The 25,435-nt window shown below is 65.7% G+C and carries 29 protein-coding genes, 1 tRNA gene and 1 pseudogene; 6 read left to right on the forward strand and 25 right to left on the reverse strand.

Annotated features, from left to right (window positions below; genetic code table 11):
- The first annotated feature begins 172 nt into the window (after positions 1-172).
- Positions 173-649, forward strand: coding sequence for a FliM/FliN family flagellar motor C-terminal domain-containing protein (locus tag IE266_RS10540; protein WP_268249754.1), 477 nt, complete (start codon positions 173-175; stop codon positions 647-649).
- Here the strand turns inward: IE266_RS10540 and IE266_RS10545 are convergent.
- Genes IE266_RS10545 through IE266_RS10560 form a run of 4 tightly spaced genes read right to left on the reverse strand, consistent with a single transcriptional unit; the run spans position 646 to position 2,834 of the window.
- Entirely contained in the window at positions 646-1,071 is a 426-nt protein-coding gene (locus tag IE266_RS10545) for a protein tyrosine phosphatase family protein (protein ID WP_189680046.1), read from the reverse strand. The two genes, IE266_RS10540 and IE266_RS10545, sit on opposite strands and share 4 nt — an antisense overlap.
- A 10-nt stretch (positions 1,072-1,081) precedes the next feature.
- Positions 1,082-1,513, reverse strand: coding sequence for a DUF6691 family protein (locus tag IE266_RS10550; protein WP_189680047.1), 432 nt, complete (start codon positions 1,511-1,513; stop codon positions 1,082-1,084).
- A 1-nt stretch (position 1,514) separates the two neighbouring features.
- Positions 1,515-1,943 carry a YeeE/YedE family protein gene (locus IE266_RS10555; RefSeq protein WP_189680048.1) on the reverse strand — a complete coding sequence of 143 codons (429 nt, stop codon included), beginning with the start codon at positions 1,941-1,943 and terminating at the stop codon, positions 1,515-1,517.
- Positions 1,944-1,970: 27 nt separating this feature from the next.
- Positions 1,971-2,834, reverse strand: coding sequence for an MBL fold metallo-hydrolase (locus IE266_RS10560; protein WP_189680049.1), 864 nt, complete (start codon positions 2,832-2,834; stop codon positions 1,971-1,973).
- Between the two features lie 282 nt (positions 2,835-3,116).
- Here IE266_RS10560 and IE266_RS10565 point away from each other — a divergent pair, with 282 nt between their 5' ends.
- Positions 3,117-3,332, forward strand: coding sequence for a hypothetical protein (locus tag IE266_RS10565; RefSeq protein ID WP_189680050.1), 216 nt, complete (start codon positions 3,117-3,119; stop codon positions 3,330-3,332).
- Positions 3,333-3,357: 25 nt separating this feature from the next.
- On the opposite strand, the gene IE266_RS10570 is transcribed toward IE266_RS10565, so the two are convergent.
- Positions 3,358-3,576, reverse strand: coding sequence for a hypothetical protein (locus IE266_RS10570; protein WP_189680051.1), 219 nt, complete (start codon positions 3,574-3,576; stop codon positions 3,358-3,360).
- 141 nt (positions 3,577-3,717) lie between these two features.
- On the opposite strand from IE266_RS10570, the gene IE266_RS10575 reads away from it, so the two are divergent.
- Entirely contained in the window at positions 3,718-3,999 is a 282-nt protein-coding gene (locus IE266_RS10575; RefSeq protein WP_189680052.1) for a DUF2312 domain-containing protein, read from the forward strand.
- A 77-nt stretch (positions 4,000-4,076) separates the two neighbouring features.
- On the opposite strand, the gene IE266_RS10580 is transcribed toward IE266_RS10575, so the two are convergent.
- From IE266_RS10580 to IE266_RS10600, 5 genes are all read right to left on the reverse strand, one after another.
- Positions 4,077-5,330: a leishmanolysin-related zinc metalloendopeptidase gene (locus IE266_RS10580; RefSeq protein ID WP_189680053.1), complete on the reverse strand. Its 1,254-nt coding sequence runs from the start codon at positions 5,328-5,330 to the stop codon at positions 4,077-4,079.
- 246 nt (positions 5,331-5,576) lie between these two features.
- A complete protein-coding gene (gene modC / locus IE266_RS10585) occupies positions 5,577-6,665 on the reverse strand; it encodes a molybdenum ABC transporter ATP-binding protein (protein ID WP_189680054.1) in 1,089 nt (362 codons plus the stop codon).
- Positions 6,662-7,360 carry a molybdate ABC transporter permease subunit gene (modB, locus tag IE266_RS10590; RefSeq protein ID WP_189680055.1) on the reverse strand — a complete coding sequence of 233 codons (699 nt, stop codon included), beginning with the start codon at positions 7,358-7,360 and terminating at the stop codon, positions 6,662-6,664. Before modB ends, modC begins: the two co-directional genes overlap by 4 nt.
- Positions 7,357-8,130 carry a molybdate ABC transporter substrate-binding protein gene (gene modA, locus IE266_RS10595; RefSeq protein WP_189680056.1) on the reverse strand — a complete coding sequence of 258 codons (774 nt, stop codon included), beginning with the start codon at positions 8,128-8,130 and terminating at the stop codon, positions 7,357-7,359. Before modA ends, modB begins: the two co-directional genes overlap by 4 nt.
- A gap of 77 nt (positions 8,131-8,207) precedes the next feature.
- On the reverse strand, positions 8,208-9,083 hold the full coding sequence (locus IE266_RS10600; protein ID WP_189680057.1) for a hypothetical protein: 876 nt from the start codon (positions 9,081-9,083) through the stop codon (positions 8,208-8,210).
- A 140-nt stretch (positions 9,084-9,223) separates the two neighbouring features.
- Here IE266_RS10600 and IE266_RS10605 point away from each other — a divergent pair.
- Positions 9,224-9,299 (forward strand) — tRNA-Thr (locus tag IE266_RS10605).
- 216 nt (positions 9,300-9,515) lie between these two features.
- Here the strand turns inward: IE266_RS10605 and IE266_RS10610 are convergent.
- From IE266_RS10610 to IE266_RS10635, 6 genes and pseudogenes are all read right to left on the reverse strand, one after another.
- A pseudogene (locus IE266_RS10610) lies at positions 9,516-9,740 on the reverse strand (hypothetical protein); the annotation flags it as partial.
- A 374-nt stretch (positions 9,741-10,114) separates the two neighbouring features.
- Positions 10,115-10,588, reverse strand: coding sequence for an SDR family oxidoreductase (locus IE266_RS10615; RefSeq protein WP_229864022.1), 474 nt, complete (start codon positions 10,586-10,588; stop codon positions 10,115-10,117).
- A gap of 146 nt (positions 10,589-10,734) precedes the next feature.
- The gene (locus tag IE266_RS10620; RefSeq protein WP_189680058.1) at positions 10,735-11,130 is read right to left on the reverse strand and encodes a (R)-mandelonitrile lyase; all 396 of its coding nucleotides are present in this window, start codon (positions 11,128-11,130) and stop codon (positions 10,735-10,737) included.
- 50 nt (positions 11,131-11,180) lie between these two features.
- Positions 11,181-11,942: a carboxymuconolactone decarboxylase family protein gene (locus IE266_RS10625; RefSeq protein ID WP_189680059.1), complete on the reverse strand. Its 762-nt coding sequence runs from the start codon at positions 11,940-11,942 to the stop codon at positions 11,181-11,183.
- 79 nt (positions 11,943-12,021) lie between these two features.
- Complete coding sequence (locus IE266_RS10630; RefSeq protein ID WP_189680060.1) at positions 12,022-12,477, reverse strand: (R)-mandelonitrile lyase; 456 nt, start codon at positions 12,475-12,477, stop codon at positions 12,022-12,024.
- A 68-nt stretch (positions 12,478-12,545) separates the two neighbouring features.
- Positions 12,546-13,631, reverse strand: a complete 1,086-nt coding sequence (locus IE266_RS10635) for an alpha/beta hydrolase (RefSeq protein WP_189680061.1) — start codon at positions 13,629-13,631, stop codon at positions 12,546-12,548.
- A 179-nt stretch (positions 13,632-13,810) separates the two neighbouring features.
- Here IE266_RS10635 and IE266_RS10640 point away from each other — a divergent pair, with 179 nt between their 5' ends.
- Positions 13,811-14,707 carry a LysR family transcriptional regulator gene (locus IE266_RS10640; RefSeq protein WP_189680062.1) on the forward strand — a complete coding sequence of 299 codons (897 nt, stop codon included), beginning with the start codon at positions 13,811-13,813 and terminating at the stop codon, positions 14,705-14,707.
- A 153-nt stretch (positions 14,708-14,860) separates the two neighbouring features.
- On the opposite strand, the gene IE266_RS10645 is transcribed toward IE266_RS10640, so the two are convergent.
- Positions 14,861-15,415 (reverse strand): pyridoxamine 5'-phosphate oxidase family protein, encoded by a 555-nt coding sequence (locus IE266_RS10645; protein ID WP_308434588.1) that lies wholly within the window; start codon positions 15,413-15,415, stop codon positions 14,861-14,863.
- 203 nt (positions 15,416-15,618) lie between these two features.
- On the opposite strand from IE266_RS10645, the gene htpX reads away from it, so the two are divergent.
- Positions 15,619-16,542 (forward strand): zinc metalloprotease HtpX, encoded by a 924-nt coding sequence (gene htpX, locus IE266_RS10650; protein ID WP_189680064.1) that lies wholly within the window; start codon positions 15,619-15,621, stop codon positions 16,540-16,542.
- Positions 16,543-16,845: 303 nt separating this feature from the next.
- Here the strand turns inward: htpX and IE266_RS10655 are convergent, their stop codons facing one another.
- The 8 genes from IE266_RS10655 to IE266_RS10690 all read right to left on the reverse strand — a co-directional run bounded on the left by IE266_RS10655 (position 16,846) and on the right by IE266_RS10690 (position 25,407).
- Positions 16,846-17,190 carry a zinc ribbon domain-containing protein YjdM gene (locus IE266_RS10655; protein ID WP_189680065.1) on the reverse strand — a complete coding sequence of 115 codons (345 nt, stop codon included), beginning with the start codon at positions 17,188-17,190 and terminating at the stop codon, positions 16,846-16,848.
- A 291-nt stretch (positions 17,191-17,481) separates the two neighbouring features.
- The gene (locus tag IE266_RS10660) at positions 17,482-18,348 is read right to left on the reverse strand and encodes a VOC family protein (protein ID WP_189680066.1); all 867 of its coding nucleotides are present in this window, start codon (positions 18,346-18,348) and stop codon (positions 17,482-17,484) included.
- Positions 18,348-18,797: a DoxX family protein gene (locus IE266_RS10665; protein ID WP_189680067.1), complete on the reverse strand. Its 450-nt coding sequence runs from the start codon at positions 18,795-18,797 to the stop codon at positions 18,348-18,350. Before IE266_RS10665 ends, IE266_RS10660 begins: the two co-directional genes overlap by 1 nt.
- Positions 18,798-18,881: 84 nt before the next feature.
- Positions 18,882-19,187 (reverse strand): hypothetical protein, encoded by a 306-nt coding sequence (locus tag IE266_RS10670; protein WP_189680068.1) that lies wholly within the window; start codon positions 19,185-19,187, stop codon positions 18,882-18,884.
- A 271-nt stretch (positions 19,188-19,458) separates the two neighbouring features.
- Positions 19,459-21,432 carry a DEAD/DEAH box helicase gene (locus IE266_RS10675; RefSeq protein ID WP_189680144.1) on the reverse strand — a complete coding sequence of 658 codons (1,974 nt, stop codon included), beginning with the start codon at positions 21,430-21,432 and terminating at the stop codon, positions 19,459-19,461.
- 411 nt (positions 21,433-21,843) lie between these two features.
- Positions 21,844-23,508, reverse strand: coding sequence for a fatty acid--CoA ligase (locus IE266_RS10680; RefSeq protein WP_189680069.1), 1,665 nt, complete (start codon positions 23,506-23,508; stop codon positions 21,844-21,846).
- A gap of 58 nt (positions 23,509-23,566) precedes the next feature.
- Positions 23,567-24,877: a TRAP transporter large permease gene (locus IE266_RS10685; protein WP_189680070.1), complete on the reverse strand. Its 1,311-nt coding sequence runs from the start codon at positions 24,875-24,877 to the stop codon at positions 23,567-23,569.
- Positions 24,874-25,407, reverse strand: a complete 534-nt coding sequence (locus IE266_RS10690; protein ID WP_189680071.1) for a TRAP transporter small permease — start codon at positions 25,405-25,407, stop codon at positions 24,874-24,876. Before IE266_RS10690 ends, IE266_RS10685 begins: the two co-directional genes overlap by 4 nt.
- Positions 25,408-25,435: the final 28 nt, after the last annotated feature.

The raw sequence follows: 25,435 nt of genomic DNA on the forward strand, positions 1-25,435 counted from the left end.
CGTCGATGCCGAGCGCTTCCGCCTGTTCGAGCTGACGCTGGATTTCGCTGCGGGGGTACGCCAGGGCCACTGGTTCCTCGCCCTGCCAGAGCCCGAGGAACTGCCCGACCCGGAAGAACTCGGTGCCGCGGGCCCCCGGCTCGACCGTGTCGCCGGCACCGCCCGCGCCGAGCTGTCGGCGGTGATCGGCCACCTGCGCCTGCCGCTCGCGGAACTGGCCGGAATGCGCCCCGGCGACCTGCTGCCGCTGCATCACAAGCAGCTCGACCGGGCCGATCTTGTCGGTATCGACGGCGCGTGCATCGCCTCGGCCCGGCTGGGTCAGATCGGCGGAATGCGCGCGGTCCGCCTGAACGAGAGCGCGCCGCGCACGCCCCCGCGCGGCGAGGGGCAATTCCTCGCCGGGTCGCTGCCGCAACCCGAGAGCGCGGCGGGGCTGACCGTGGAGATGCCGAAGATGCCGATGGCGAATACCCCCGGTGCTGATACAGCCGGGGAGGGGGGCGCGGTGCCGCTCGACATCGCCGCCATGCCCTCCTTCGCGGGCGAGGAGAGCGAAGAGGCGCTGCCGCTTCTCAGCCCCGGCCAGGCAGCGCTGGAGATTTCGGAACTCGCGGGCCTCCCGCTCGACGGTGCGGACGAGGACTAGCCGCGCGCCAGTTGCTCGACCGCCGGGCGCAGGTGATCGAGCTGATAGCCCGCCCGCGCGGTGGTGGCAAAGATCTCGTCCGTCGGCATTTCGCCGGCCTGGCCCAGTGCCCAGATCACCGAGGACCGCGTTCCCGAGGCGCAATAGGCCAGCACCGGGCCGTCCGAGGCCTCGATCATCGCCTTCTGCCTGGCGATATTCGCCGGCGTCATGGTCTGGTGCGTCAGCTCCAGCACCTCGAACTTCAGCCCCGCAGCCTCGGCCGCCTTGCGCATTTCCGCGGCCTGCAGCGGCGGCGGGTTCTCGGCGTCGGGACGGTTGCAGATCACCGTGGTGAAGCCGGCGGCTGCGATCGCGGGCAGATGCTCGGGCAGGATTTGCGGCGAGACGGAGTAGCGGGGGGTGAGGGTGCGCGGTGTCATGGCGAAACTCCTACGACGCGGTTGCCAGCCTGTCCAGTCGGGTCGCGATGGCGGGGGCCGCGCCCATGCCGACCAGCATCGCCGCCATGAAGACAAGGCCGCTGGTGCCGCCATAGCTCAGCGAAGCGATGGCCGGGCCGGGGCAGAGTCCGGCAAGGCCCCAGCCCACGCCGAAGAGCACCGAGCCGACGACCAGCCGCCGGTCGACCTCGGGGGCGGGCGGCTGCGGGAAGGCCCCGCCGACCAGTGGCGCGCGGCCCGGAACAAAGCGCCAGGCGATGGCCATCGGGATCAGCGCGCCGCCCATCACGAAGGCGAGCGTCGGGTCCCAGTTGCCGAAGACGTCGAGCCAGCCCTGCACCTTGGTGGTGTCGGTCATCCCCGAGATGAACAGCCCCGAACCGAACAGCCCGCCGGCCAGCAATGCAATCAGGATCCGCATGTCAGATCACCCCCAGCAGGTGGCGGAACAGCACGATGGTGAGGCCGCCCGCGAGAATGTAGAAGACCGTCGCCACGATCCCCCGCAGCGACAGCCGCGAGATGCCGCAGACCCCGTGCCCGGAGGTGCAGCCATTGGCGATCCGCGTGCCGATGCCGACGCAGAGGCCCGCCGCCACGATCACCGCGAGGTTCGAGGTCGCATGGGTGGTGATCTCGACCGAGTAGAGCGGCGTCAGCACGATCGGCATGATCAGTACGCCGGCGAGGAAGGCGAGGCGCTCGGCCCAGGTGCTCCACCCGCTGCCGTCGACCAGCCCGCCGATGATGCCGCTGGCCCCCATGATCCGCCCGTTGCCCAAGAGGTAGACCGCGCCGCCGAGCCCGATGACAAGCCCGCCGACCAGACCCCAGATCCAGTCCTGTTCCATGATTTTGTCCTGTTCGCGCTTTGCCGGTCAGAGCTTGTTGACCGGTATCTTCAGAAAAACGTTGCCCTGTTCGTCGGGTGGCGGCATGTGGCCGGCCCGCATGTTCACCTGCAGCGAGGGCAGGATCAGCCGGGGCATCCCCAGCGTCTTGTCCCGCGCATCGCGCATCCGGGTGAACTCCTCGATGCTGCGGCCCGCGCCGATATGCACGTTCAGCGCCTTCTGCTCGCCCACCGTGGTCTCCCAGGCGTATTCGTCGCGGCCCGGCGCCTTGTAGTCATGGCCGACGAAGACCCGCGTCTCGTCGGGCAGCGCCAGGATCTTCTGGATCGACCTGAACAGCGTCTCGGAGGAGCCGCCGGGGAAATCGCAGCGGGCGGTTCCGAAATCGGGCATGAACAGCGTGTCGCCGACAAAGACCGCATCGCCGATCACATAGGTCAGGCAGGCCGGCGTGTGGCCCGGCGTATGCAGCACGTCGCCGCGCATCTGGCCGACGTGAAAGCTGTCGCCTTCCTTGAACAGCGCGTCGAACTGGCTGCCGTCGCGCTGGAACTCGGTGCCCTCGTTGAAGATCTTGCCGAAGGTGTCCTGCACCACGGTGATGCGGTCGCCGATGCCGATCTTGCCGCCGACCTTCTCCTGGATATAGGGCGCGGCGCTCAGGTGGTCGGCATGGACATGGGTTTCCAGGATCCACTCCACCCGCAGGACGTTTTCCCGCACGAAGGCGATGATCCGGTCGGCCGATGCGGTGTCGGTGCGGCCCGAAGCCGGGTCGTAGTCGAGCACACTGTCGACGATCGCGCAGGCCCGGCCCTCGGGCTCGCGCACCACGTAAGAGACGGTATTGGTCGCGTTGTCGAAGAAGGCGTGAACTTCGGGGGTCATGGCGAGTCTCTCTTGGGGTAATGCTCTGTCGGTTCTTCAGAACATATAACGTTTATTGCATATGTATCAAGCGGCGAATCCCCTCTACCAGCGATTGCACCCGCCTGAGCGCCCACATCCCCGCCGAATCTGGCGAGTGGCCGGGCCGCGACGCTGAATCTACAGTCATTTAGCGCGGACACTGGCGGGAATCTGCCCGCTCGCGAGAATTTTGAAAGAAACTGACATCATCCTGTGATACTCAGATGTCAGTGGGGTCCATGCCAATCAGGGGAGGCTGACATGAACGAACACGACCTGTTTCTGACTGCACGTCGGTTGGAGGCATCCATTGTCGGGGCAACGGCTGCACGGCGCCTCGAACTTCAGCCGCAACTCACCAAGGTGATCGAACGTCTGGCCATGCAGGGGCAGCGCGTGCCCGCACGCCTGCGCAATCTCAACGCCGTCCTTCTGGACGAGGCCATCGAAGACCGGTTCGACAACCTGCCGGTCTGACCGGCAGGCAAAAAGCGGCTCGGCGTCAGCCCAGAATGACGCCGACCACCACCAGCATCAGCCCGAACATCGACAGGAACAGCGCCGCCAGGTTCACCGGCAGCACCGCCGCGACCGCGGCGCGCAGCGCCTCGTCGTCGAGCCCGGCCTTGCGGGCGCGGTTGACCCGCAGGATGCACCAGACGATCCCTGTCAGACCAAGCAGCGACAGCACGGCCCCGGCCCAGATCATGATCTCGTACATGGCAAATCTCCCGCAGACTGGCCCGTCTGCTAGCGGCTGTCGCCCGCGCGCGCAAGCCTCGCGGGCGCAAGCCATCTTGCGGCGAGGCCGGGGGAGGGGTATCCGACGGGTCCGGACCCCATCCTGACGGAGCGCATTGCCATGAACGATTATCCCCCCGAGCTCCCCGACGAAAAGTCGCTTGAGGCCAACTACCGCATCACCGCCGACGAGCTCCGCAGCTTCATAGAGCGGGTGGAGCGGCTGGAGGCCGAGAAGAAGGACATCGGCGAACAGATCAAGGAAGTCATGGCCGAGGCCAAGGGGCGCGGTTACGACACCAAGGTGATGCGCAAGGTCATCTCGCTGCGCAAGCGCGAGAAGGACGACATCGCCGAGGAAGAGGCGATCCTCGAGCTCTACAAGGAAGCCCTCGGGATGTGATCCGCGCGGCGCGCCGTGTCGCGCCGCCTGCGGGGAACCGCCGCCGGCGCCCGTGAGGCCTCCGGCGGCGCCCGTATTCAGACCATCGGGTAGTCGGCCACCAGCGTGGTATCGACATTCGCGAAGGCGTTGACGAGGTCGCTGCTCTCTAGGTCGATGCCCGCGTAGAGGCGGTTATGCGCCACGCCCGGATCGGTGTAATCGGCGGTGGTGTAGCCGATGTCGCCCAGTGCGGCGATGGTCCAGTCCTCGAGATAGGGCACGCCGGGGTAGAGATAGCCGGTCATCAGCTCGGCGCCATAGGTGGCATCGTCCCAATGCGCCCCCGCCGTGCCCGAGCCGCCATCCGTCTCGACCAGCAGCAGCGTCGGATCGCCGGCATCGCGGTCCTGGGCATAGACGGCATTCCCCTTCGCGCCGGTATAGACCTCGGTGAAGACGTCATCGGTGGGCTTCTTGGTGTCCTGCCCGGCAATCTGGGTCGATTGCGTGACCGACCAGTAATCCCAGAGCGACCCCAGCCCCAGCACGTGGATCATCTCGTGCAGGACGGTGGCGTCCCAGTTGCCCGCGGCGTCGAGCGTGGCGGCATCGGCCACGTCGAACTCCATGATGCCGACAACCGTCGTATACTGGTCGACCGACCCCGGATCGCGGATCGAATAGGGGCCGGCCCGGCCGAGGATGCCATTGGTGCCGTCGATCGGCGGCAGATAGGCCTCGATCAGCACGTCATCCACCGTGAAAGCGTTGCTGGACGTGCTGAAGGTGTTCCAGGCGGCGGGATCGTCGCGCAGCCCCGCGATGATGACCTCGCTCAGAAAGTCGGCGGCCTGCCCAAAGGCCAGCATCAGGTCATAGGACCATTCGCCGTAGAACTGGATATCGACGTTGAAGAAGTCGGTGCCCAGCCCGTCCGACCCATCGGTCGCGCCGCTGGTATAGGTGGCCGCGAGCTGCGGGTCCGAACCGCCCGTCGGAGGGCCGCCATTGCCGCCGCCCACGCCGTCGGGCCGTTGCGCGGGCATGTCGAAACTGCGGTCGGCGGTGGCATTGGCGACCTCCGAGACCTCAAAGGCCGCGGGCAGGTCACTGGTTGCGGCGGCGACCGAGGCGGCCAGCGCGGGTCCACCGCTCCCGGCGCCCGAGCCCGTGTCATCGTCGCCGGTATTGTCCTCCGCCGCGCCCGGTCGTCCCGGCAGGGCGTCGGCGACCGCTTCGCGCAACCCGGTGGCGGGGGTGCCCCCCTCCGGGGGCAGGCTGTCGCCGAACAGGGTGCCAAGGATGTCGGTGGAATTGAGGATAGGTGGCAAGGCTGGGTTTGGGGCCATGGCTGGATACCTCTTCTGCTGCGGGGCCGAACGGGGCTCGGCCCGGCCGGGGATGGCGTGAACTCCTCACAAGTGCGTGACCAAGGATCCTCCACAATTCCGCCCAAAATGTTCAGAGATTGTGGCCTCTTTGCGCGCGGACTGCCCCGTGCGCGCCACACTGGTTAACGCGACCGAGGAACTGTTGATGTACCGGCGACAGTAGGGTGACGTTAGGTCAGGTGGGCTGTCATGCGCGCGAATCGCTCAGCCGCCACCAATGTCGATTCGGGCGACCGAGACAGACTTGATGACGGCGTGAACCCCGACGCCCGGCGCCAGCGCCAGCGCGTCGGCCGAACGGCGGGTGATCCGGGCCAGCAGCCGGTCCTCGCCGCATTGCATCTGCACCATCACGCCGGGACCGCTGCCCTCGCGCAGGGCGATCACCGTGGCCGGCAGGATGTTCAGCGCCGAAAGCCCCACCGGCGCCTCGCGCGACAGGATCACGTCATGGGCGAGGATGCGCACCCGGGTGCGCTCGCCGGGGGCGAGGTCGAAGGCCGGCAGGAACACCCGCCCGCCTGAAAGTTCCAGCTCGCTGAGGCCGTCGGCATGGTGCCGCGTCACCACCGCCGGCAGCACCGCGCCGGCCTCGCGCACGCCGATCTGGCGCACCATGTCCGGGTCCGACAGCACCCGTTCCGCCGGTCCGGCGCGCACCACCTTGCCATGGTCCAGCACCACCACCGTGGTCGCCAGCCGGGCCACCTCGGGCACCGCATGGCTGACATAGAGGATCGGCAGCCCGGTGCGGTCGCGCAGCCGTTCCAGATAGGGCAGGATCTCGGCCTTGCGCGCCGCATCCAGCGCCGCCAGCGGTTCGTCCATCAGCAACATCCGCGGCCGCGACAGCAGTGCCCGGCCGATGGCGACCCGCTGCTTTTCTCCTCCCGACAGCGCGCCCGGCCGCCGGTCGAGCAGGGCGGTCAAGCCCAGCAACTCGGCCACTTCCTCGGGGCTCGGCCCGCTGGCCCCGCGCGGGGCAAAGCGCAGGCCATAGGTCAGGTTCTGCCGCAGGCTCAGGTGCGGGAAAAGCCGCGCGTCCTGAAAGACATAGCCCAGCCGCCTTCGATGCGGCGGCAGGCTCATGCGCGCGCCGGCGTCGAAGACAGTTTCACCCTCGACCACGATCCGCCCCTCGCGCGGGCGCAGCAGCCCGGCCACCGCGTTGACCACCGAGGTCTTGCCCGACCCCGACCGCCCGAACAGCGCGGTGATGCCCGCCGGGGCCTCGAAACTCACGTCGAGCGCAAAGCCGCCAAAGGCGTGGCGGATGTCGACGACCAGGCTCATGTGCCCGAGATCCGCCGCGCGGCGCGGCGCGCCAGCAGCTCCGAGGCGGCCAGCGCCAGCAGCGCCACGGCCACCGAAACGGCCACAAGCCGCAGGGCAGGGGCCTCGCCGCCGGGCACCTGCATGAAGCTGTAGATCGCCGAGGGCAGGGTGCGCGTCTCGCCGGGAATGTTCGACACGAAGGTGATCGTCGCCCCGAACTCGCCCATCGCCTTGGCGGCGGCCAGCGCGCTGCCGGCGATCACGCCGGGCAGGATCAGCGGCAGCGTCACGGTGAAGAAAACCGCCCAGCGCGGCGCGCCCAGCGTTGCGGCGGCCTGTTCCAGCCGCGGGTCCACCGCCTCGATCGCCAGCCGGATCGCCCGCACCATCAGCGGAAAGGCCATCACCGCCGCCGCCAGCACCGCGCCGGTCCAGCGGAAGGCCAGCACAAGGCCGAAGACCTCCTCAAGCCAGGCGCCCACCGGGCCGCGACGCCCGAAGGTCATCAGCAGCAGGTAGCCGGTGACCACCGGCGGCAGGATCAGCGGCAAGTGGATCAGCCCGTTCAGAAGCTGCTTGCCGCGAAACTCCCAGCGGGCCAGGGCATAGGCCGCCAGGATCCCTGGCGGCAGCGACAGCAGCGTCGCCCAGAAGGCAACCTTCACCGACAGGCCGACGGCCTGCCATTCCTCGGGGCCGAGCCAGCCGGTCAATCGCCGCCGCCCGCAAAGCCGAAGCCCTGCGCGGCAAAGATCTCGTGCGCGGCCTCGCCCTGCAAGGTCTCGAAGAAGGCCCGCACCGCCGGGCTGTCGCCCTCGGTGACGATGGCGGCGGGATAGACGATGGGCGCATGAAGGCTGGCGTCGAAGGTGGCGACCACCTTGACGCGCGGCTCGGCCACCGCGTCGGTGGCATAGACGATGCCCAGCGGCGTCTCGCCCAGGGCCACCAGGTTCAACGCCGCCCGCACGTTGTCGGCCTGGGCGGTGCGCTCGGCCAGGCTGTCCCAGATCCCCAGCGCGCTCAGCGCCGCCTTGCCATAGATGCCTGCGGGCACCGATTCCGTCAGCGCCATGGCGATCCGTCCCTCGGGGCCCAGCGCCGCGGTCAGGTCGACACCCGGCGCCAGCGTGACCGCGACATCGCTGTCGGCGGGGGCCACCAGCACCAGCCGGTTGGTCAGCAGGTCAATCCGGCTCTCGGCGACGATCAGCCCGTCGGCCTCCAGCACGTCCATCCAGTCGGTATTGGCCGAGATGAACAGCTGTGCCGGCGCGCCCTGCTGGATCTGCCGCGCCAGCGCCGAGCTGCCGCCATAGACCAGCCGAACCGGCGTGCCGCCCTGCGCCGCGATCTCGTCGAGCGCTGTCTTGAGGCTGGCGGCGGCAAAGACCGTCACCTCCTCCTGCGCCTGCACGGCGCGAACAGGGGCAAGGGCAAGCGTCACGGCCGACAGGGAAACAAACAGCAGGGATCGAAACATTCCAGGACCTTTGGGGATAATGCATCCCCTGTATCGCAAGCCGGCGCGCGCAGATGCAAGCCGATTTGCCGTCCGGCTCAGAGCGTCATCAGCCGCACGCCCTTCAGCCGCGCGATCCGAGCCAGGTCGTCGTCGTATCGCCGGGTCAGCTCGTCGACCAGCTCCTCGCTCCAGTCGGGCAGGTCGAGCTCCTCTTCCAGTGCCTCGGGGATGGCAAACTTGTCGAGAAAGGCGATCATCACCCGCCGTTTCTGGCTGTCGGTCAGGTCGGGATGCTCGGCGAGATAGGCGCGGAAGCGGGTCATCCCCTCCTGCGTCATGATATCCCGCAGCAGGTCGAAACCGCCGTTGATCCGGGTGCCGGCGGGCAGCCCGGCCAGCGCGCGGATGATCTCGGGCCAGAGCAGCGGCGAGTCCTCGTTGCACCAGACGGTGATCGGCAGCTCGGGCAGCTCGGCACGCAGCCGCGCCAACAATTCCGACCAGCGCAGCGAGGTCGGCGGCACCCGCTTCAGCAGGTCGGTCTGCTGCTGGCGGTTGGCCTTGCGCAGCACGCTCGGCACGAAGGTCGCCGGGTTGCAGATCGCGATGCACATCTCGACCTGGTCGGCATGGAACAGCCGCATCAACTGGCGCATCCGCGGCACCGCCTGCGGGTAGAAGCCGCCCTTGCCGATCGCGAACCTGGGCGAGCCGAAGAAATGCTGGTTCGACAGGATCATCCGCTCGGCGTCCTCCTCGTCGAGGATCGCGTCGATCAGCACCTCGCGCGCCTCCTCGCCGGGCGCGGCCCCGTCCAGCGCGGCGAAGGTTTCCTTCAGCAGCGTGCGGTATTTCCCCGGCCCCGGCACGGCGATGCCCCGGCGCGAGAAATCTTCCTTATTGTTGAGGAGACACTTGGTCAGCCGGTCGTCATCGGTGAAATGTGCGCCGGTGTGCACGATGACCCGCATGGGGCGCTCCGGTTGCTAGCTCTGCCAAAGGTCCGTCGCCCGGGGTAACGTCTTGACCCGCAAAGGTCAAATGCCAAAGCGGCCCAAGCCCGCCAAGCCCCTTGCGGCGACTCCGCGATACGGGTAATCCCAGTGTCGGCGCCCCTATAGCTCAGCTGGTAGAGCAACTGATTTGTAATCAGTGGGTCGGGAGTTCGAGTCTCTCTGGGGGCACCATTTCTCCACAAAGCCCAATATTGGGTCCTGCGATACTCCCTAGCACTTTGAAAGGGAAAGAAGTTTCAATAGTTCCATTCCTGTTAATTCGGCATTATCTGGGCGGCTTTGCGAAGGCCAGCTTCAGCACTGTTTGCTTCACCGCGTAACTACCATTTTTGTATATAGACCAATGGCTTGCGAGGAAATTTAGCGCGAGTTCCATACATTCCTCCAGCCGCGGCGCAACATCAACGCGTCGAGCTCGCGCACCACACGCAGGCCGGAGAGCGAGGGCGAGCCTTTGTCCGCCATTGGTCCGAGGACAATGGCGAGCGCCACCAGGGCCAGGCACTCCCGGCTGTAGTCGTCGACCACAGCCAGAACTCGGAACCGGCGGCCATCCGTCAGCGCATCGCTCACGAAGTCCAGGCTCCAGCATTGGTTCGGCGCATCGGGCAGCCGTGTTTGTACTAGTGGAATTACTGGGCAGTGCAAACTGCCGAGCGCGGAGTTGCCCCACCCGGTCCTGGTGTCATTCCAACGGTGCGAAAGCATCCCGCGTAGGTTACGGTTAGGCGTTTTGGCACCGACGTGCAGGGACGATTTTGTTGGGATCTGGTTTGGATTGAGGGCCGCGACTGTGATGGGCAGGGTGGAGAGCCGACCTTCGCGGTAGTAGAAACGATTGACCTGTTTGGCGATAAATGGGGCTGTTCTAGTTTGTGTGCGGCAACCAGCCCGCCCTTTGCTTCGTCGCCGGGAAACCCAGCACTCTGGCCCCGTAACAGGTTCCAGCCAACTCCCTGCAAAGACGGCACTTACGGCCAAATACTTTAAGCCGTCGGGACGGTGCCGCCATCGATCACATATTCCGTTCCAGTAATGGTGCCTGCACGGTCTGATGCGATGAAAGCGATCAGATTTGCGATCTCCTCAGGTTTTGAAGGCCGCCCGATCGGCACACCGCCGATCAAAGTCATGATCATCTGCTTGCCCTTCTCGACGTCGACATTGTGTTCGGCGGCAAGCCGCTTGGCCAGTTCCACCGCCGATTCCGTCTCGATCCAGCCCGGCGAAACCCGCGCAACCCGCACGCCCTTGGGCGAGACCTGCTTGGAAAGGCTCTTGCTGTAGGTCGAGAGTGCGGCCTTCGCGGCGGCATTGGGGAGCGTGCCGCCGAGATGATCCGGAAAGACCACAGGTTGTCGACCGCTTCGTAGGCAGACCTCGAGAAGACTATCGACGAAGTCGCAGATGGGCCGGTGTAACGTGTTACGCCGGCCCGCAGAATTGTCTTGAGGGGACATTCGCGGCACATCCGATAGATGGCAGCATTGCGAATTTTCTGGATGTTAACCGGGAGCGTTTCACCCCACAGCCGCGCTCATTTCCGCGTTGGAGCCGAGCCATGCAAGCCGCGCTGTTGGACTAGACACTGGCGACGCGGTTGACTTCAGGCGGTGTAGTCCGCGTCGGAAACTTTCTCCAACCAAGTCACAGGCGTACCGTCGATGCTCTCCTGAATAGCGATATGAGACATGGCGGTCTCGGGCGAGGCACCATGCCAGTGCTTCTCCCCGGCTGAAAAGAACACCACATCGCCTGCCGAGACCACTTCTATCGGACCGCCGTCGCGCTGCACCCGGCCACGGCCGAAGGTGATGATAATGGTCTGACCCGCGGGGTGGGTGTGCCAAGCGGTGCGGGCGCCGGGTTCGAAGGTCACATGGGCACCGCTGGTGCGACCTGGGGCGTCGGCCTGGAACATGGGGTCGATCCGCACCCTTCCGGTGAAATAGGCCTCGGGACCAGGGGCGGAGGGTGTGCTGCCGGCTCGGATGATCTTCATGGAATGTCTCCGTTGGTGAAGTGGCGGGGCCGAGGCCACGCCGCAGGATTTCATTGCGCGCGGGTCTCGAAGACCTGTCGCGCAACCGGCATCGCCGAGAACACCTTGGGCCAGCCCGCGTAGAAGGCAAGATGCGAGAGCATCGCGCCGGCCTCTTCCTTCGTCAGTCCATTGTCCATGGCCCGGTTCAGGTGGAAGCTCATCTGCTCAGGCTGGCCTGCCGCGATCAGCGCGGCGACGGTCACCAAGCTGCGGTCTCGCGGAGCGAGGCCTGGGCGCAGCCAGAGGTCGTTGAACAGCAGATCGCGCGTGGTGTCTACGACGCCGGGGCTGACATTTGCAAAATTGGTCTGAACAGTCTCTTCGCGCGCGGCTTCCGCCTCTTTGTCCAGCGGCAGGAGATCCGGTTCGAGGGCTGGCAGCTCCTCGGCAGTCACACCACGTGCCTCATAAACGGGAGCCATAGCTTCGGCCGCAGCGGTGGCATTGCCCCAGCCGGTGTAGAAGGCGAGGTGGGTGATGGTTTCCGACAGTTCCGCCGGGGCCACACCTGCGTCGAGCGCCAGCTCGGTGTGGCGCCCGATAGAGTCTGCCTCGTGGCGCGTAACCAGGGCCGCGAATGTGACCAGCGCACGGTCGCGCATCGAGAGTGCTTCATCGGCCCAGACCGACCCGAAGAGGGCTTCGGTCGTGTAATCGGCGAGGGCCGGAGCTACCACCTTGACGGCAGCAGGGAGAGTACGGGCAAGATCCTGTGCCGAGGCGGCAGTGCTCGCGAGAGCGAAGGCGGATGCAAGAATTTTGGTTTTCATCTGGGCTTCCTAAATGTTGTAGACTTGGCAATTGCGCGGAAGACCGGCCATGCCGGTCTTCCGTGGCAGGCGTCTTGTCTCAGCTACCGTAGTCTTCGTCGGAGACCAGTTCGCCCCAGGTCACGGAGGAGCCGTCCTTTGCGGCTTGGATCGCGTAATGGGTGACCGAGGTTTCCTCCGTCGCGCCGTGCCAATGGTTGACGTCCGCCGGGGCGAAGACAACGTCGCCCGTGCGCATCACCCGTTTTTCCTGGCCCTGCTCCTGGTACCAGCCGGTTCCGGCGGTCACGACGAGGAATTGTCCCACCGGGTGCGTGTGCCAGGCCGAACGCGCGCCGGGCATGAAGGTCACCTCGCCGGCACTCACGTCATTCATCTTTGGGCCGAAGACCGGCGCGACAAAGACCGTACCGGTAAAGGTCTCAGGGCTGCCGATCTGGCCGCCGCGCTCGAGTGGGGTGGTGTGTTCAATCTGCTGGGCGAGGGCTGCGGGGGCCGCGAGGGCCAGCGCAAGCGCGGCGATGGGCGTCTTCATCGTGTCGTCTCCAATGTCATTGCAGTGGCGAGGGAACCTGCCCCCGCGCTCGGGGACAGGCCCGGCCCTCAGGCGAGATGGCCTTCGAAGAAGGCCTGCAGCTTGTCGAACGGGATGATGTCCTTCTGGTCATAGAGATCGCAATGATCCGCGCCGTCGATGATCATCAGCTCCTTCGGCTCTGCCGCGGCTGCATAGGCATCCTCGCTGAAGTAGCGGGAATGGGCCTCGGAGCCGGCGATAATGAGTGCAGGACGGGGCGAAATCTCGTGGATATAGGTGAGCTGAGGCATGTTCATGAAAGACATGGCCGAGGTCACGTTCCAGCCGCCGTTCGAGTTCAGCGAGCGCGGGTGATAGCCGCGATCCGTCTTGTAGTAGGCGTGATACATGGCGATCACCGGGTTATCGATGCCGTCCAACGAGTCGGGCAGGCCGCCGGCGAGCTTCGGCGCCTCCTGTGACGCGGCGTCTTCCCAGCGTTGGAGGCTCATCGCGGTCAGCGCCTCGGCACGCTGCTCGTCGGTCATCGCATCATAGTAACCGCGTGCGTGCACCCGGCTCATGTCGTACATCGAGGTCACCGCGACGGCCTTGACCCGCTTGTCCGGCGCTGCTGCGTTCAGAGCCATACCGCCAAACCCGCAGATCCCGATCATGCCAATGCGGTCGCGGTCAATCACTTCCTGCAGGCCGAGGAAGTCCACCGCGGCCATGAAGTCTTCGGTGTTGATGTCGGGCGAGGCGACGTAACGCGGGGCACCGCCGCTCTCACCGATGTAGGAGGGATCGAAGGCCACGGCGGCAAAACCACGTTCGGCCATCTCCTGCGCGTAAAGACCGGCGGCCTGCTCTTTGACGGCGCCGAAGGGGCCGGCGACGGCAAGGGCGGGAAGCGGCGCTTCGCTACGGTCCTTCGGCAGGTAGAGATCGCCCACCAGCGCAATTCCGTATCGGTTGGTGAAGCTGACCTTGCGGTGCTCGACGCGGTCACTCTGCGGGAAGGTCTTGTCCCAGTTACTGGTTGCCTGTGCCAGCGCGGCATCGGCGCTCAGCGAGGCCATGCCAAGCGCGGCGGCGCCAATGCCTGCGGTCAGCAGCAGTTCGCGGCGGGCGGGGTTTTGGAGATCGGCTGGAGGGATCTGGGTAGTCATCTTGGGAACTCCGGTTAGGATGTGTCGTCTGCCACCCTATCTGGAGCCGCCCCCGAGAACGGATAAGGCCGTCTTGCGTTATCGTAGCCATGAATCAAGTTCATGCTTGAGCGGCGCTTTTCCTTTGCGTCGTACAGTTCGTTGCTGCAGAAATTCGCAAACTACAGGAGGAGCGCATAATGGACCGCGAATTGCTCGGCGATCTATCGACCCTTCTCGCCGTCACCGAAGAGGGCAACTTCACCCGCGCCGGGCACCGTCTTGGCGTGTCGCAATCTGCCGTCAGCCACACGATCCGGCGGCTTGAGGACAAGATCGGTGTGCGGCTGCTCAACCGCAGCGCGCGGAAGGTGACCCCCACCGATGCGGGTGAGCAGCTTCTCGCGGCGCTGCGCCCCAGCTTCCAGCAGCTCGGCAACCGGATCGAAGAAATTCGCACCCTGGGCGAGCGTCCCTCGGGGCTTGTGCGGGTAACCTCCAGCGTGCCTGCCACGCGTGACATACTCTGGCCAGTGGCCTCCCAGCTGGTGCGCGATTATCCCGACGTGCGCATCGAGATCACAAGCGAGGGGAGGCTTTCCGATCTCGCCGAGGACCGCTTCGACTGCGCCATTCGGCTCGGAGAGCACCTGAGCCCCGACATGATCGCGGTCCCCGTCGGGCCGCGGCTGGAGATGGCGGCGGTTGCCAGCGCGGACTACCTCGCGCGGCGTGGCACCCCAAAGCACCCCGACGATCTCGATTCCCACGACTGCATCCTGATGCGGCACCGCTCCGACGGGCCGGTCTATGACTGGGAGTTTGAGATCGCGGGCGTCGAGATGGTCAAGAAACTGACCGGCCCTTTCATCCTGAACGACCCCGGCCTCGTGCTGGAAGCGGCGCGGGCCGGTCACGGGTTCGGCTACCTGCCTCTTCCTGAAGTTCGTGCAGACCTCGATAGCGGACGCTTGCGCAGGGTCCTCGCGGACTTCTGTCCTCCCTTCGACGGTTACTACCTGTGCTACATGGGGCGCCGAAATCTCAGCTCGGCTCTGCGGCTCTTGATCGACCGGTTACGTTCGCGGAAATCGTGACATGCGATCTTGGAAGCGATTTGGAGGTCACCCAAAATGGCTCCATCTGCTTGCGGGTTCAGAAGGTGTGACGCTGAAACACAGCCGGCTGCTTGCCTTGTCGGTCAGCGAACAACATTGCAACAAGAGCTATCTGACCTTCAGAGTGACAGGTCAAGATTGGTTCGGTGCAGACGTTCGCCGTTGAATGGGCGAATGTGGCCAAGGGTCGAAAGTGACGAATGAGCAGTTTGGGCGGGAAGCGGCCGTTCGCCGCAGCCCGAAAGGGAATCCGTCTGACCTGCACCACTTCGGAACGGCAGCAATGGGCCGGTCGCAGACGGGGCGGGGGACTTTTGCGATGTCGGTCACGAGGAAGATATCCGCACTGCGCAGTTTCATGATGTCCGACATGCCGACCAGCGCGCTGCTGGCGCTGAGCCGCCGGGCTATCCGGTCATAGAGTGCGCCGGAATCGACCGGACGGACGAATGCGACGTCGAGCAGGAACTTGTCGCCCATGAAGCCATCGACGGGGATCGGCGCGACCTTCGGATTGGCCCGGATGTTCGCCGCGGTCCAGGCGAAGAAACGGTTCGAGATCGCGACATGGTCGTCATCGACCTTCAGCACATGCGACAGGCAGGACACGTTCGGCATGCCATCGGCCGACGCCGTGGCAATGATCGAAGGAATGCCCCCCGCGAAACAGGCGGAAAGCTCGGACAGGCGCGAAGTCCGGCTGCGCGTTCAGGGGCTTGCCCAAAGCCAGGGCGCCCGAGCCGGCAATGACCACCTTTCCGCCGTCAATGGCACCGCCGGCGGCGGAAAGGATGGCTTTGGCGGGCGCTCTTCCGGTGCTGCGTCTTGCACTGTCGGGAACCCTCTCCATATGTGCGTCATTACTGCAAGGTGGGTGTCCGGAGTCAGCCATGGGCTATGCAAAGACCGCAATTCTGATGGCGGCGATGACCGCGCTCTTCATGGGCGTGGGCTATCTGCTGGGTGGATCGGGCGGCGCGGTGATCGCATTGATCTTCGCGGCAGGTACCAACGCCTTCACATGGTGGAATTCCGACCGCATGGTGCTGCGGGCCTATAACGCGCAGCCGGTCGCGCCGGGCGACCGGCTTGGCCTGCACGCCATGGTGTCGGACCTGGCGCGCAACGCGGGCCTGCCCGAGCCGAAGGTCTACCTGATCGACACTCCGCAGCCCAATGCCTTCGCGACGGGCCGCAACCCGGCCAATGCCGCCGTTGCGGTGACTTCGGGCCTGATGCGCAGCCTGTCCCGCGAGGAACTGGCCGGCGTGGTCGCCCATGAACTGGCGCATATCCGCAACCACGACACTGCCATCATGACCGTGACGGCGACCTTCGCCGGTGCGATCTCGATGCTGGCGAACTTCGCGCTCTTCTTCGGCGGCTCGCGCGAGCGTATGGGCCTGGTCGGCACGCTTCTGATGATGTTCCTCGCCCCGCTTGCGGCGGCGCTGGTGCAGATGGCGATCAGCCGGACAAGGGAATATGCCGCCGACAAGGCGGGGGCCGACATCTGCGGGCAGCCGCTCTGGCTGGCCTCGGCACTGGAGAAGATCGCCCTCGGCGCGGCGCGGATCGACAATGACGCGGCCGAGCGGCATCCGGCAACGGCGCATATGTTCATCGTGAACCCGCTGCACGCGCACAAGCGCGACAACCTCTTCGCGACGCACCCCGCCACCGAGAACCGCGTGGCGGCGCTGCGCGCCATGGCTGGGGCGTCGCGGCAGGCTTCGGCCAGCGGTGAGCGGCAGGCTTCGACCAGCGGTGTGCCCAAGGTCCGCAGCGACAGGCGGCCGGGGCCGTGGTCCTGACGGTGGTACCTCCGTCCGTGTCCATGTGCATGAGGGATCGGTGACGCCGCTGGCGGGTGATCAGCCGGAAATAACCCGCGCGGGCACTCACTCCGCTTTGATACCCCTCTCCACCATCGACAGGCCTTGTCGCGCGACTCTCGGCGGTCCTGAGCAACACATGGGGCGGGGCCGTGTTCAGATCTTCCTGTTCAAGAGCAGGATCGACAATATCTTCGCGACCCTGGCCCGGAGAGCGGTTCCAGCAGAACAAGGTTGCCCCGATGGAAAGCTGTCGGCGGCACTCTGATCCTGTCCAGTGTCCTAGTCGGGCACCTTCTTCACAAACTGGGACTTCAGCCCCATTTGCCCGATCCCCGGTATCTTGCAGTCGATGTCGTGATCACCGGCCACCAACCTGATACCGCGGACCTTCGTTCCAACCTTTACAGTCGACGACGACCCCTTGACCTTGAGGTCCTTCACGACCGTGACGGTATCTCCGTCGCGCAGGATATTCCCCACGCTGTCACGCACTTCGCTGACGTCGTCGTTGGCCGTGCCGCCCGGCTGCCACTCGTGACCACATTCAGGACAGACCAGCAAAGCGTCCATCTGGTACGTGAAGCCCGAGGCGCACTCGGGGCATGGCGGCAGGGTATCGGTCATATTTCGCCTTCGACTTGGGTTTGTTCAGCTCTGCGTCGGGTTCGATCGGACAACGGTAATGTCCGTTCATGCACGTGATAGCGCCGGGACGGCTCTGAGTGGTCTACCCGGCTTGCATGTCCCCCCGGCAGCGCAATTGGGGCATTTCCTTTGGTAGCCGAGCGTTCCCGGCGCATCAAGGCCACCCGGTAGCTGTGACCGGGCCGAAACCCGGACCCGAAAACTGTCCTTCGGGCGGGGCGTTGGGGTGGGCGGATAACGGCCGTCCACCCCGACAGGCTGCCTGGCGTCTCAGGCGAGACGAATCTGCGTGCCCCAGTCGTCTTCGTATTGCCTGGCTTCCCCGCGGGCCCTCTGCCGCAGTTCCACGAAACTCAGGCCGGTTGCGCGCTCTGACCGCTTGCCGGCCCCGGCGCTGAGCCATTCATTGACCGCGACATGATGATGATAGCCGCCGGTCGACAGGAACATCGCGTCATCGCGGGTGCTGACGGCGTCGAAGCCCATGACGTCCCGCCACCATCGACCTGCGCGCCGCGCATCACCGACCTTCAGGTGCACGTGACCGACCGAGGTGCCCTGCGGGGCTCCGTTCCAGCTCGGCAGGGCCGGTCCGAGGGTTCCCATGATCCCGTCCACGTCGAGCCGGAATGTCCCCATCTGCACCTCGCCGCCGGACCAGTTCCAGCTTTCCTGCGGCCGATCCGCGTAGATCTCGACCCCGTTGCCTTCGGGATCGGTAAGGTAGATGGCCTCGCTCACCCGATGGTCGGCCGTGCCGGCGACCGGTACCTGTCGCGCGATGGCCATGCCGATCCAGTTCGCGAGATCCTTCCGCGAGGGCAGCAGGAAGGCGGTGTGGAACAGCCCCGCCTCGCGCGGATCGGCGAGGGTGAGCCCGCTCTGTTCCTGCAGTGCGAGCAAAGGGGCGGTCCCTGCGCCCAGCCAGATGGTTGCACCGTCCCGACTGAGTTCGCGCAGGCCGACGGTCTCTTTGTACCAGCCCGCCAGCGCCTCGGCATCGCGTGTCCACAGCCCGACGCTTCCGACATGAATGGGGGCGGCGAGGGGCAGGCTGTTGGCCGCCTGCGCGCGGATTGGAAGGGTAGAGGCGAGCGCCGCAGCGCCCACCCCCTTGATGATATCCCTACGGCGCATCACAGCTCCTTCTTCAGGAGACGGTCAACCGAGTAGCGGCCACCGCCTTTGGCGACGAAGGACAGCGTCACTGCGGACCAGATCCAGGCCAGTTCCGCGCCGCGATACCCTTGGTCGAGCACGATCCAGTGGAAATATGCCGCCACCAGCAGGATGATGGAGGTCCCGGCCGCAGCCAGACGTGTCAGCAGGCCGAGAACCAGCAGCAGGCCACCCGTGAATTCGGTGACTGACAGAAGGATCGACCAGAACCAGCCGGGCGCGAAGCCCAGCCCGGAGACCATCTCGGCGGCGCCGGTGGGGTTCTGGATCTTGGGCCAGCCGTGGACCATGAGGGCCGCGCCGCAGACCACGCGCAGCCAGAGCGTCGTGAGGGGCGCCGCTGCGGCATAGAGCGGTGCAAGGGCCGGCAGCAGCAGCGCCGGGCGTTCGTTCGAGGAATGAGTCATCTTTTCAAGTCTCAATAAGGGGCGATCGCCCTTGGGCGTCGCAGATCACCTGGCACGGTGCGTGCCGTTTGCGTCGAACGGAGATCAGGCGCGTGGTGGCCGCCGGTCCGGGGATACCACCCAGCTGCTCGCGCTGGCGTCGCTTGCCGCCAGGCCAAGGGGCAGGTGGCCGATGGCGGGCGCGCGTGGCGAGACCTCGGTCGGAAGGACACAGGCCAGACAGGGCTTCTCGGCAGCGTGCCGCCCCGGTGCCGCCGTGCCGGGCGCATGGCAGAGGTCGTAAACGGCCTGCGCGCCGGGACAGCTCGAGGTCTGTTCCGCCTGTGCGGGCGCCAGCATGGCCAGCAGCAGAGCCGCAACGGTCAGGCAGATCTTGAGATGGTTCAACATGCGCGGCCAGGTGGGTTTGTAGGTGACACACCGTTAGACGTGCCGCGGCACGGATCTCAAGCGCGCGAAGCCACGGCTCGCAGAAAAGTGAGGCGACGGACACAGGCTTCAGTTTCGCCATTTCAATGGCGGTTTCGAAGGTGGCTATATCAACCTGGGCATCTTGCGGCGTGCGCCGCCTGCGCGAGAAAAGATGCTGCTCGCAGCCGCGGCGTCCCGCACTATTGATCGAGAGCGCCGCGATCCAAGCCCTGAACCGGTGTTTCGCCTTCTACGATCCACCACGGGCCGGCTTTGGGCCCTTGGGTGGCCGCTTGGCGGTGCCGGCCTTGTTTGAGGTTTTCCCCGGCCCTTTTGACGGCCCTTTTCCTGGCCCTTTGCCCGACACGGCCACTGCCGCGCGGGCGCGGTTCTTCTTGCTGCTTGGCTTGCCCTTCGGCGGCGGCGGACCCTTGGGTTTGTGCTTTGGCTTGGCGGCAGTTTGGGGCTCGGCAGTGGCGCGCTCGACCGCTTCCTTGCGGTCATCGCTCGGTTTGTATTCGCGCTTTCGAGCGGGCTTCGTCGTCGGACCGGGCTCATCTGCGGCCGGTACGGGAGCCTTGGGGCGATGCGGTTTGGCGCCGGGGGTCTTGCGGACGGGGGTGTCCTTCCTGGGCCCGGGCCCCTTGGCCCCGAGGTCGGGTGGCGAAGCCAGCTGGGTAAGCCGCGCGCCCTTTTCCAGTACCATGCTCTCGCCCACGGTCGCCAGAAAACCCGCGACGGCCCCGTTGCGGATCTGCACGAAACTCTGGTCGTCCCGAACCCGGATTGCGCCGACGTCTTCCTTCGACAGGCCGCCCGCCTTGCAGAGCATCGGCAAGAGGCGGCGCGGCTCGGCGCCGACGTCGCGTCCGCCCGAGACGGCAAACCAGGTCGAGGGGCCGAAATCCCTGACGGGTTCCGGCTTGGCATCCATATCGGCCAGCTCTTCGGGAGGAGCGCGCAGCGTGTGAAGCAGGCGCAGGTAACCTGCGGCAATCTGCTCGGGCGAAAAGGCGTCGAGAAGCCGCTGCACGCTCTCCTGTTCCTCCTCGGTTGCCGGCTCTTGCCAGGCCGGGTCCGAGAACATCCGCTCTTCATCCATCGCGCGGACGTCAGCAGCTGACGGTGCGTTGCCCCATTCGGCCCTGACCTTGGCCCAGCCCAGCAGGCGCTCGGCCTTGCTGCGCGTGCGCGGCGTGACGATCAGCACGCTCACGCCCTTGCGCCCGGCCCGGCCCGTGCGCCCGGAGCGGTGCAAAAGGGTCTCCTGGTTGGAGGGCAGTTCGGCATGTACGACGAGATCGAGCCGGGGCAGGTCGATACCGCGCGCCGCCACGTCGGTTGCGACGCAGACCTGCGCACGCCCGTCGCGCATGGCCTGCAAGGCGTGGGTGCGTTCGGACTGCGACAGCTCGCCCGACAGCGCCACCGCGTTGAACCCGCGGTTCGACAGCCGCGCCGCCAGCCGGTTGACCATGGCGCGCGTGTTGGCAAAGACCAGCGCGCTGGGGGCCTCGTGATAGCGCAAGGTGTTGATCACGGCGTTGTCGACATCCCGTTCGGGCACCGTCAAAGCGCGGTATTCGATATCGCCGTGCTGCGGCGTCTCGGACCTGGCGACGATCCGTTCGGCGTCGTTCTGGTAGCCTTTGGCAAGCGCGGCGATGGCCGGCGGAACGGTGGCCGAGAACAGCAGGGTCTGCCGCTCGGAGGGCAAGTTTTCCAGGATGAATTCGAGATCCTCGCGGAACCCGAGGTCGAGCATCTCGTCGGCCTCGTCGAGGACGACGGCGCGCACGGCGGAGAGGTCGATGGAGCCGCGGTTGATGTGGTCGCGCAGCCGTCCCGGCGTGGCGGCAACGATATGCGCTCCGCGCTCCAGCGCGCGGCGTTCGTCGCGCATGTCCATGCCGCCGACGCAGGAGGCCAGCACCGCCCCCGCCTTGGCGTAGAGCCATCCGAGTTCCCGTTTGACCTGCAAGGCCAGCTCACGCGTGGGCGCGATGACGATGGCAAGAGGTGCGGCGCCGGGCGCGAAAGCCTCGTCGTCCCCCAGAAGCGTGGGCGCGATGGCAAGACCGAAGCCCAGCGTCTTGCCCGAGCCGGTTTGCGCCGAAACCAGCAGGTCACGACCTTTCAAGGCGGGGTCAAGCACCGATGTCTGGACGGGTGTCAACGTGGTGTAGCCACGGTCATCGAGGGCCGCGCGAAGGGCAGGGTGCATGAGGAACATTACTCTCGGGAACTGCTCGGGGCCATCAAGGCCGGCGAGCGGGTAGGTTTCGCGCCGGCAAGGGCGCACGACCAGCCGCACTTAGGGCAATTGCGAGGGCTTGTATAGGCTCGAGGTAGGTCAGGAGCGCTTGATGGCGCCTTGTCGCAGGCGATGCCCATGCGATTGTTTGGGATCGCGCCGAGTTATGAGGGACCGCGCCCCTCACATGGGTCACACTCAAGACCGGCATTCGGCCCGGCGAAGGCATGCAAAGGCCCCCGCCTCCAATGCTGCGGCGCGGGTGAGAGGTTGGTCAGCGAAGGAAGCGGACGCCCGCTGGACAAACAACCAACGTTGGCTCCGGGCCGCTTGCGGTCAAACCTGTCGATCCCTGTCCCAAAGGATTGCTCGCGGATCCCGTCATTGCTCTTCCCCAAACAGTGCCTGTGACTGGTCGTAGACCTCTCTCAGCTTCTTCTTGTCAATTTTCCCGACGCTGGTCTTCTGCAGCTCTTCGACAAGAATGTAGCGGTCCGGAATGCCAAATCGGGAAAGTTGTCCCCGGCTGACGTGCTCCCCCAGGAGCGCCGAGAACGCATCCGCTTCCGGGGCGCAGCCCGGCTTCGGGACGATCAGCGCCACGGGGCGCTCGCCCCATTTGGCATCCGGTACGCCGATGACCGCGCATTCGGAAACCTGCGGATGCATCGAGATGATGTCTTCGACGTCGACGGACGAGATCCATTCGCCCCCGGTCTTGATGACGTCTTTCAGTCGGTCCACGATCTTGAAATAGCCCTTGGGAGAGTGTGTCGCGATGTCGCCGGTGTGCAGATATCCGCCTTCCCAGAGCGAGGAACTCGCTTCGGGATTGCCGCGATAGCCGCGCGTCAGCCAAGGCGCGCGTGCGACAAGTTCGCCCCGCGCCATGCCATCGGCCGGCAGGTCACGCATCTGGTCGTCGACGATGCGCACCTCGGTCAGGATTGCCGGTTTCCCTGCCATCACGCGCAGGTCCAGTTCCTCGGCCGGGTCGTCCAACTGGTCGAGGTCGACGTGGCTGATGAGCAGCAGCGGGCAGGTCTCGGACATGCCGTAACCGCAGAAGACGTCGATGCCCCTCGACATCGCCTCTTGCGCCAGAGCCCGCGTGAGCACCGCGCCGCCGATCACGATCTTCCAGCCGGTCAGGTCGGTCCGATCGGGCTCGTCGAGCATCATCTTCAGGATCGTCGGCACGCAATGCGAAAAGGTGACGCCCTCGCTTTGCTGCAACTCCAGCAAGCGTCGCGCTTCATAGCGCCCGGGGTAGACCTGCTTTACGCCAAGCGCCGTCGCCATGAACGGAATCCCCCAGGCGTGAACGTGGAACATCGGCGTTATGGGCATGTAGACGTCGGATCGATCAAACCGGCCGTGACCGGGTTGCGTCGCATAGGTCGCGATCAGGGAAAGCGTGTGCAGCACGATCTGGCGATGGCTGAAATAGACCGCCTTCGGAAGGCCGGTGGTCCCGGTCGTATGGAACGTGGTCGCGATTGTCTCTTCGGGAAACTCCGGAAAGTCGAACCTGGCTTCCGCAGCGGCCAACAAATCTTCGTACTCTCCGACAACCGGCAGTCGGGGCGCGGGGACGGGCGCTTCGTCGGGCATCAGAACGACCCGGTCGATGAAACGGATATCCTCGCCCATTTCATCCAGAAGCGGGATGAAGTCCGGATTTGCCAGCAGAACTGTCGGACGGGTCTGGCCGAGCGTGAAGAGAATTTGCTGGGGGCTCAGCCTGACGTTCACCGTTTGCAGCACGGCGCCCAGCATCGGAACGGCGAAGAAGCACTCCAGATAGCGATGACTGTCCCAGTCCATCACCGCAACCGTGTCGCCACGGCGCACGCCGAGGGCCGCCAGCGCTCCGGCCAATCGCTGAACCCGTTCTCGCAGATCGCGATAGGTCAGTCGAAGCGCGCCGCGATAGACGATCTCCTGCTCCGGGTTGTAGCAGGCCGGCGAGAACAGCAGCTGCCGGATCAAGAGGGGCTGCGGCTGCATGTGTCCCGGCTCGGGCCGCTCTCCAGCAAAGGTCATTCCAGTTTCCTCGACTTCAGTTCGTCGTGCGTCCAGCCCCGCCGTGATGTGCGCGTCGTCACATCATGTTCTCGGGCAGGAATGTCGAAATCTCCGGCACCAGGATCAGCAGCAGCAGAACCAGCAGCTCGACCAGGATGAAGGGCAGGATCCCGAGGTAGATCTCGCCGATGCTGACCTTGCCCTCTGATGCGCTGACCACCGCGAAGAGGTTCAGGCCCACTGGCGGCGTTATCACCCCGATCTCGATCATCTTGCAGAGGATCACGCCGAACCAAATCGGGTCCATGCCATAGGCCTGGATCACCGGAAAGACGAAGGGCACTGTCATCACCAGCATCGACAGCGGGTCGATGAACATGCCCAGCAGGAAATACATCATGACCATCAGCAGGATGAAACCGCCCGCCGAAAGCCCGCTGCCGGTGACCAGCGCGGTCAGGTCCGAGACGAAGCCCGACAGCACCAGGAAGCGCGAGAACAGCAGGCCCGCGATGATCAGCACGAAGAGCACCGCCGTCAGTTCCGCCGTCTCGCGCATCGAGACCCAGATCTTGCCGGCCGAAATGCGGCGGCGCAGCAGGGCGATGGCCAGCGCGCCGGTGGCCCCGAGCGCGCCCGCGGTCGTCGGCGGCGTGATGCCGCTGTAGATCCCGCCCAGCACGATGAAGACCAGCACCAGCATGGGCCAGATGCCGCGCAAGCCCAGCACCTTTTCCCGCAGGGTCGACCGGGCGGTCGAGCGCGGAATCCAGTCGGGCCGCAGGCGCGCGATCACCGGGATCGCTATCAGGTAGCAGGCCGCCGTCAGCAGCCCCGGCAGGATGCCGGCCATGAACAGCTTGCCGATGCTCTGCTCGGTCAGGATACCGAAGATCACGAAGGTGAGCGAGGGCGGGATCAGGGCGGCGAATGTCCCCGCGGCGGCGATGACCCCGGCGCTGAGGCCCTTGTGATAGCCGCGTGCGATGACCTCGGGCAGGGCGATGCGGGTGAACATCGCCGCGTTCACGATGGTCGAGCCGGAAATCGCCGCAAAGCCGGCCGATGCCATGGTGGTGGCCATCAGCAGCCCGCCGCGCACCCCTTCCATCCAGCGGTTCACGGCGGTGTAGAGTTCGGAGATGATGCCCGAATAGGCCGCGATCGTGCCCATCAGGACAAACATGGGAATGACCGCGAAGGAATATTCGCTGGCGACCGAATAGGGCAGCGATTGGACCATGACCCAGAGGAAGGTTGCGCCTCCGGTGGTGTAGAGCCCGATTGCGCCGACGATTCCGATGGAAAAGGCGATGGGAATGCCAAAGGCCGCAAGCAGGATCATCCCGCCGATCGCGGCGAAGCCGGAGAGAAGGGCGTCGGTCATGCTGCGGTCTCGTCGTTGCGTGGGGCAGGGGCGGGCAGGGTGCCGGTCAAGGCGCGCAGCAATTGGCGCAGGGATTCAAGGGCTGCGACGGTGCAGCCGCAGGCCAAAAGGAACTTGCCGGGGTAGATCGGGATCGGCGTGCCCCCCGAGGCATATTCGTTGATCTCCCAGCTGTGCAGCGCCTCGAGCCAGCCGAACCAGGCGATCACTCCGAAAAACGCGATGGCGGAGAGCAGGGACGCCGCTTGCGACACCATCTTGAGAGGCCCCCGAAACCGGCCGGACAGGATATCCACGGTGATATGCGAGCCCTTCATCTGCGCGGCCGCAAGGCCGGTAAAGACGACGATCACCAGGGCAACCTCGGAAATCTCCAGGGCGCTCGGCACGGGATGCCCCAAGGCCGACGTGCCGATGACATCGGCGGTTCCCACTACGGCCATGAGCGCGATGAAAATGGCGGCAACGGCCAGTGCCGCGATGCACAGCCACTTGATGCCCGTATCTATCGCGAGAAGTATCGCGCGCATCTTTCCTCCCGAGATCTTGTCGAGTTTG

Source organism: Seohaeicola zhoushanensis, assembly GCF_014656415.1.
Lineage (GTDB): Bacteria > Pseudomonadota > Alphaproteobacteria > Rhodobacterales > Rhodobacteraceae > Seohaeicola_A > Seohaeicola_A zhoushanensis.

Coding starts and splice junctions, on each gene's coding strand:
- IE266_RS10630 (WP_189680060.1), bottom strand. CDS start 12,477: ATGAAGACGCCCATCGCCGCGCTTGCGCTGGCCCTCGCGGCCCCCGCA.
- IE266_RS10550 (WP_189680047.1), bottom strand. CDS start 1,513: ATGCGGATCCTGATTGCATTGCTGGCCGGCGGGCTGTTCGGTTCGGGG.
- IE266_RS10680 (WP_189680069.1), bottom strand. CDS start 23,508: ATGACCTTTGCTGGAGAGCGGCCCGAGCCGGGACACATGCAGCCGCAG.
- IE266_RS10640 (WP_189680062.1), top strand. CDS start 13,811: ATGGACCGCGAATTGCTCGGCGATCTATCGACCCTTCTCGCCGTCACC.
- IE266_RS10690 (WP_189680071.1), bottom strand. CDS start 25,407: ATGCGCGCGATACTTCTCGCGATAGATACGGGCATCAAGTGGCTGTGC.
- IE266_RS10575 (WP_189680052.1), top strand. CDS start 3,718: ATGAACGATTATCCCCCCGAGCTCCCCGACGAAAAGTCGCTTGAGGCC.
- IE266_RS10655 (WP_189680065.1), bottom strand. CDS start 17,190: ATGACCGATACCCTGCCGCCATGCCCCGAGTGCGCCTCGGGCTTCACG.
- modC (WP_189680054.1), bottom strand. CDS start 6,665: ATGAGCCTGGTCGTCGACATCCGCCACGCCTTTGGCGGCTTTGCGCTC.
- IE266_RS10570 (WP_189680051.1), bottom strand. CDS start 3,576: ATGTACGAGATCATGATCTGGGCCGGGGCCGTGCTGTCGCTGCTTGGT.
- IE266_RS10560 (WP_189680049.1), bottom strand. CDS start 2,834: ATGACCCCCGAAGTTCACGCCTTCTTCGACAACGCGACCAATACCGTC.
- IE266_RS10620 (WP_189680058.1), bottom strand. CDS start 11,130: ATGAAGATCATCCGAGCCGGCAGCACACCCTCCGCCCCTGGTCCCGAG.
- IE266_RS10625 (WP_189680059.1), bottom strand. CDS start 11,942: ATGAAAACCAAAATTCTTGCATCCGCCTTCGCTCTCGCGAGCACTGCC.
- IE266_RS10545 (WP_189680046.1), bottom strand. CDS start 1,071: ATGACACCGCGCACCCTCACCCCCCGCTACTCCGTCTCGCCGCAAATC.
- htpX (WP_189680064.1), top strand. CDS start 15,619: ATGGGCTATGCAAAGACCGCAATTCTGATGGCGGCGATGACCGCGCTC.
- IE266_RS10670 (WP_189680068.1), bottom strand. CDS start 19,187: ATGTTGAACCATCTCAAGATCTGCCTGACCGTTGCGGCTCTGCTGCTG.
- IE266_RS10580 (WP_189680053.1), bottom strand. CDS start 5,330: ATGGCCCCAAACCCAGCCTTGCCACCTATCCTCAATTCCACCGACATC.
- IE266_RS10615 (WP_229864022.1), bottom strand. CDS start 10,588: ATGTCCCCTCAAGACAATTCTGCGGGCCGGCGTAACACGTTACACCGG.
- IE266_RS10660 (WP_189680066.1), bottom strand. CDS start 18,348: ATGCGCCGTAGGGATATCATCAAGGGGGTGGGCGCTGCGGCGCTCGCC.
- IE266_RS10555 (WP_189680048.1), bottom strand. CDS start 1,943: ATGGAACAGGACTGGATCTGGGGTCTGGTCGGCGGGCTTGTCATCGGG.
- IE266_RS10600 (WP_189680057.1), bottom strand. CDS start 9,083: ATGCGGGTCATCGTGCACACCGGCGCACATTTCACCGATGACGACCGG.
- IE266_RS10565 (WP_189680050.1), top strand. CDS start 3,117: ATGAACGAACACGACCTGTTTCTGACTGCACGTCGGTTGGAGGCATCC.
- IE266_RS10665 (WP_189680067.1), bottom strand. CDS start 18,797: ATGACTCATTCCTCGAACGAACGCCCGGCGCTGCTGCTGCCGGCCCTT.
- IE266_RS10685 (WP_189680070.1), bottom strand. CDS start 24,877: ATGACCGACGCCCTTCTCTCCGGCTTCGCCGCGATCGGCGGGATGATC.
- IE266_RS10675 (WP_189680144.1), bottom strand. CDS start 21,432: ATGCACCCTGCCCTTCGCGCGGCCCTCGATGACCGTGGCTACACCACG.
- IE266_RS10635 (WP_189680061.1), bottom strand. CDS start 13,631: ATGACTACCCAGATCCCTCCAGCCGATCTCCAAAACCCCGCCCGCCGC.
- modA (WP_189680056.1), bottom strand. CDS start 8,130: ATGTTTCGATCCCTGCTGTTTGTTTCCCTGTCGGCCGTGACGCTTGCC.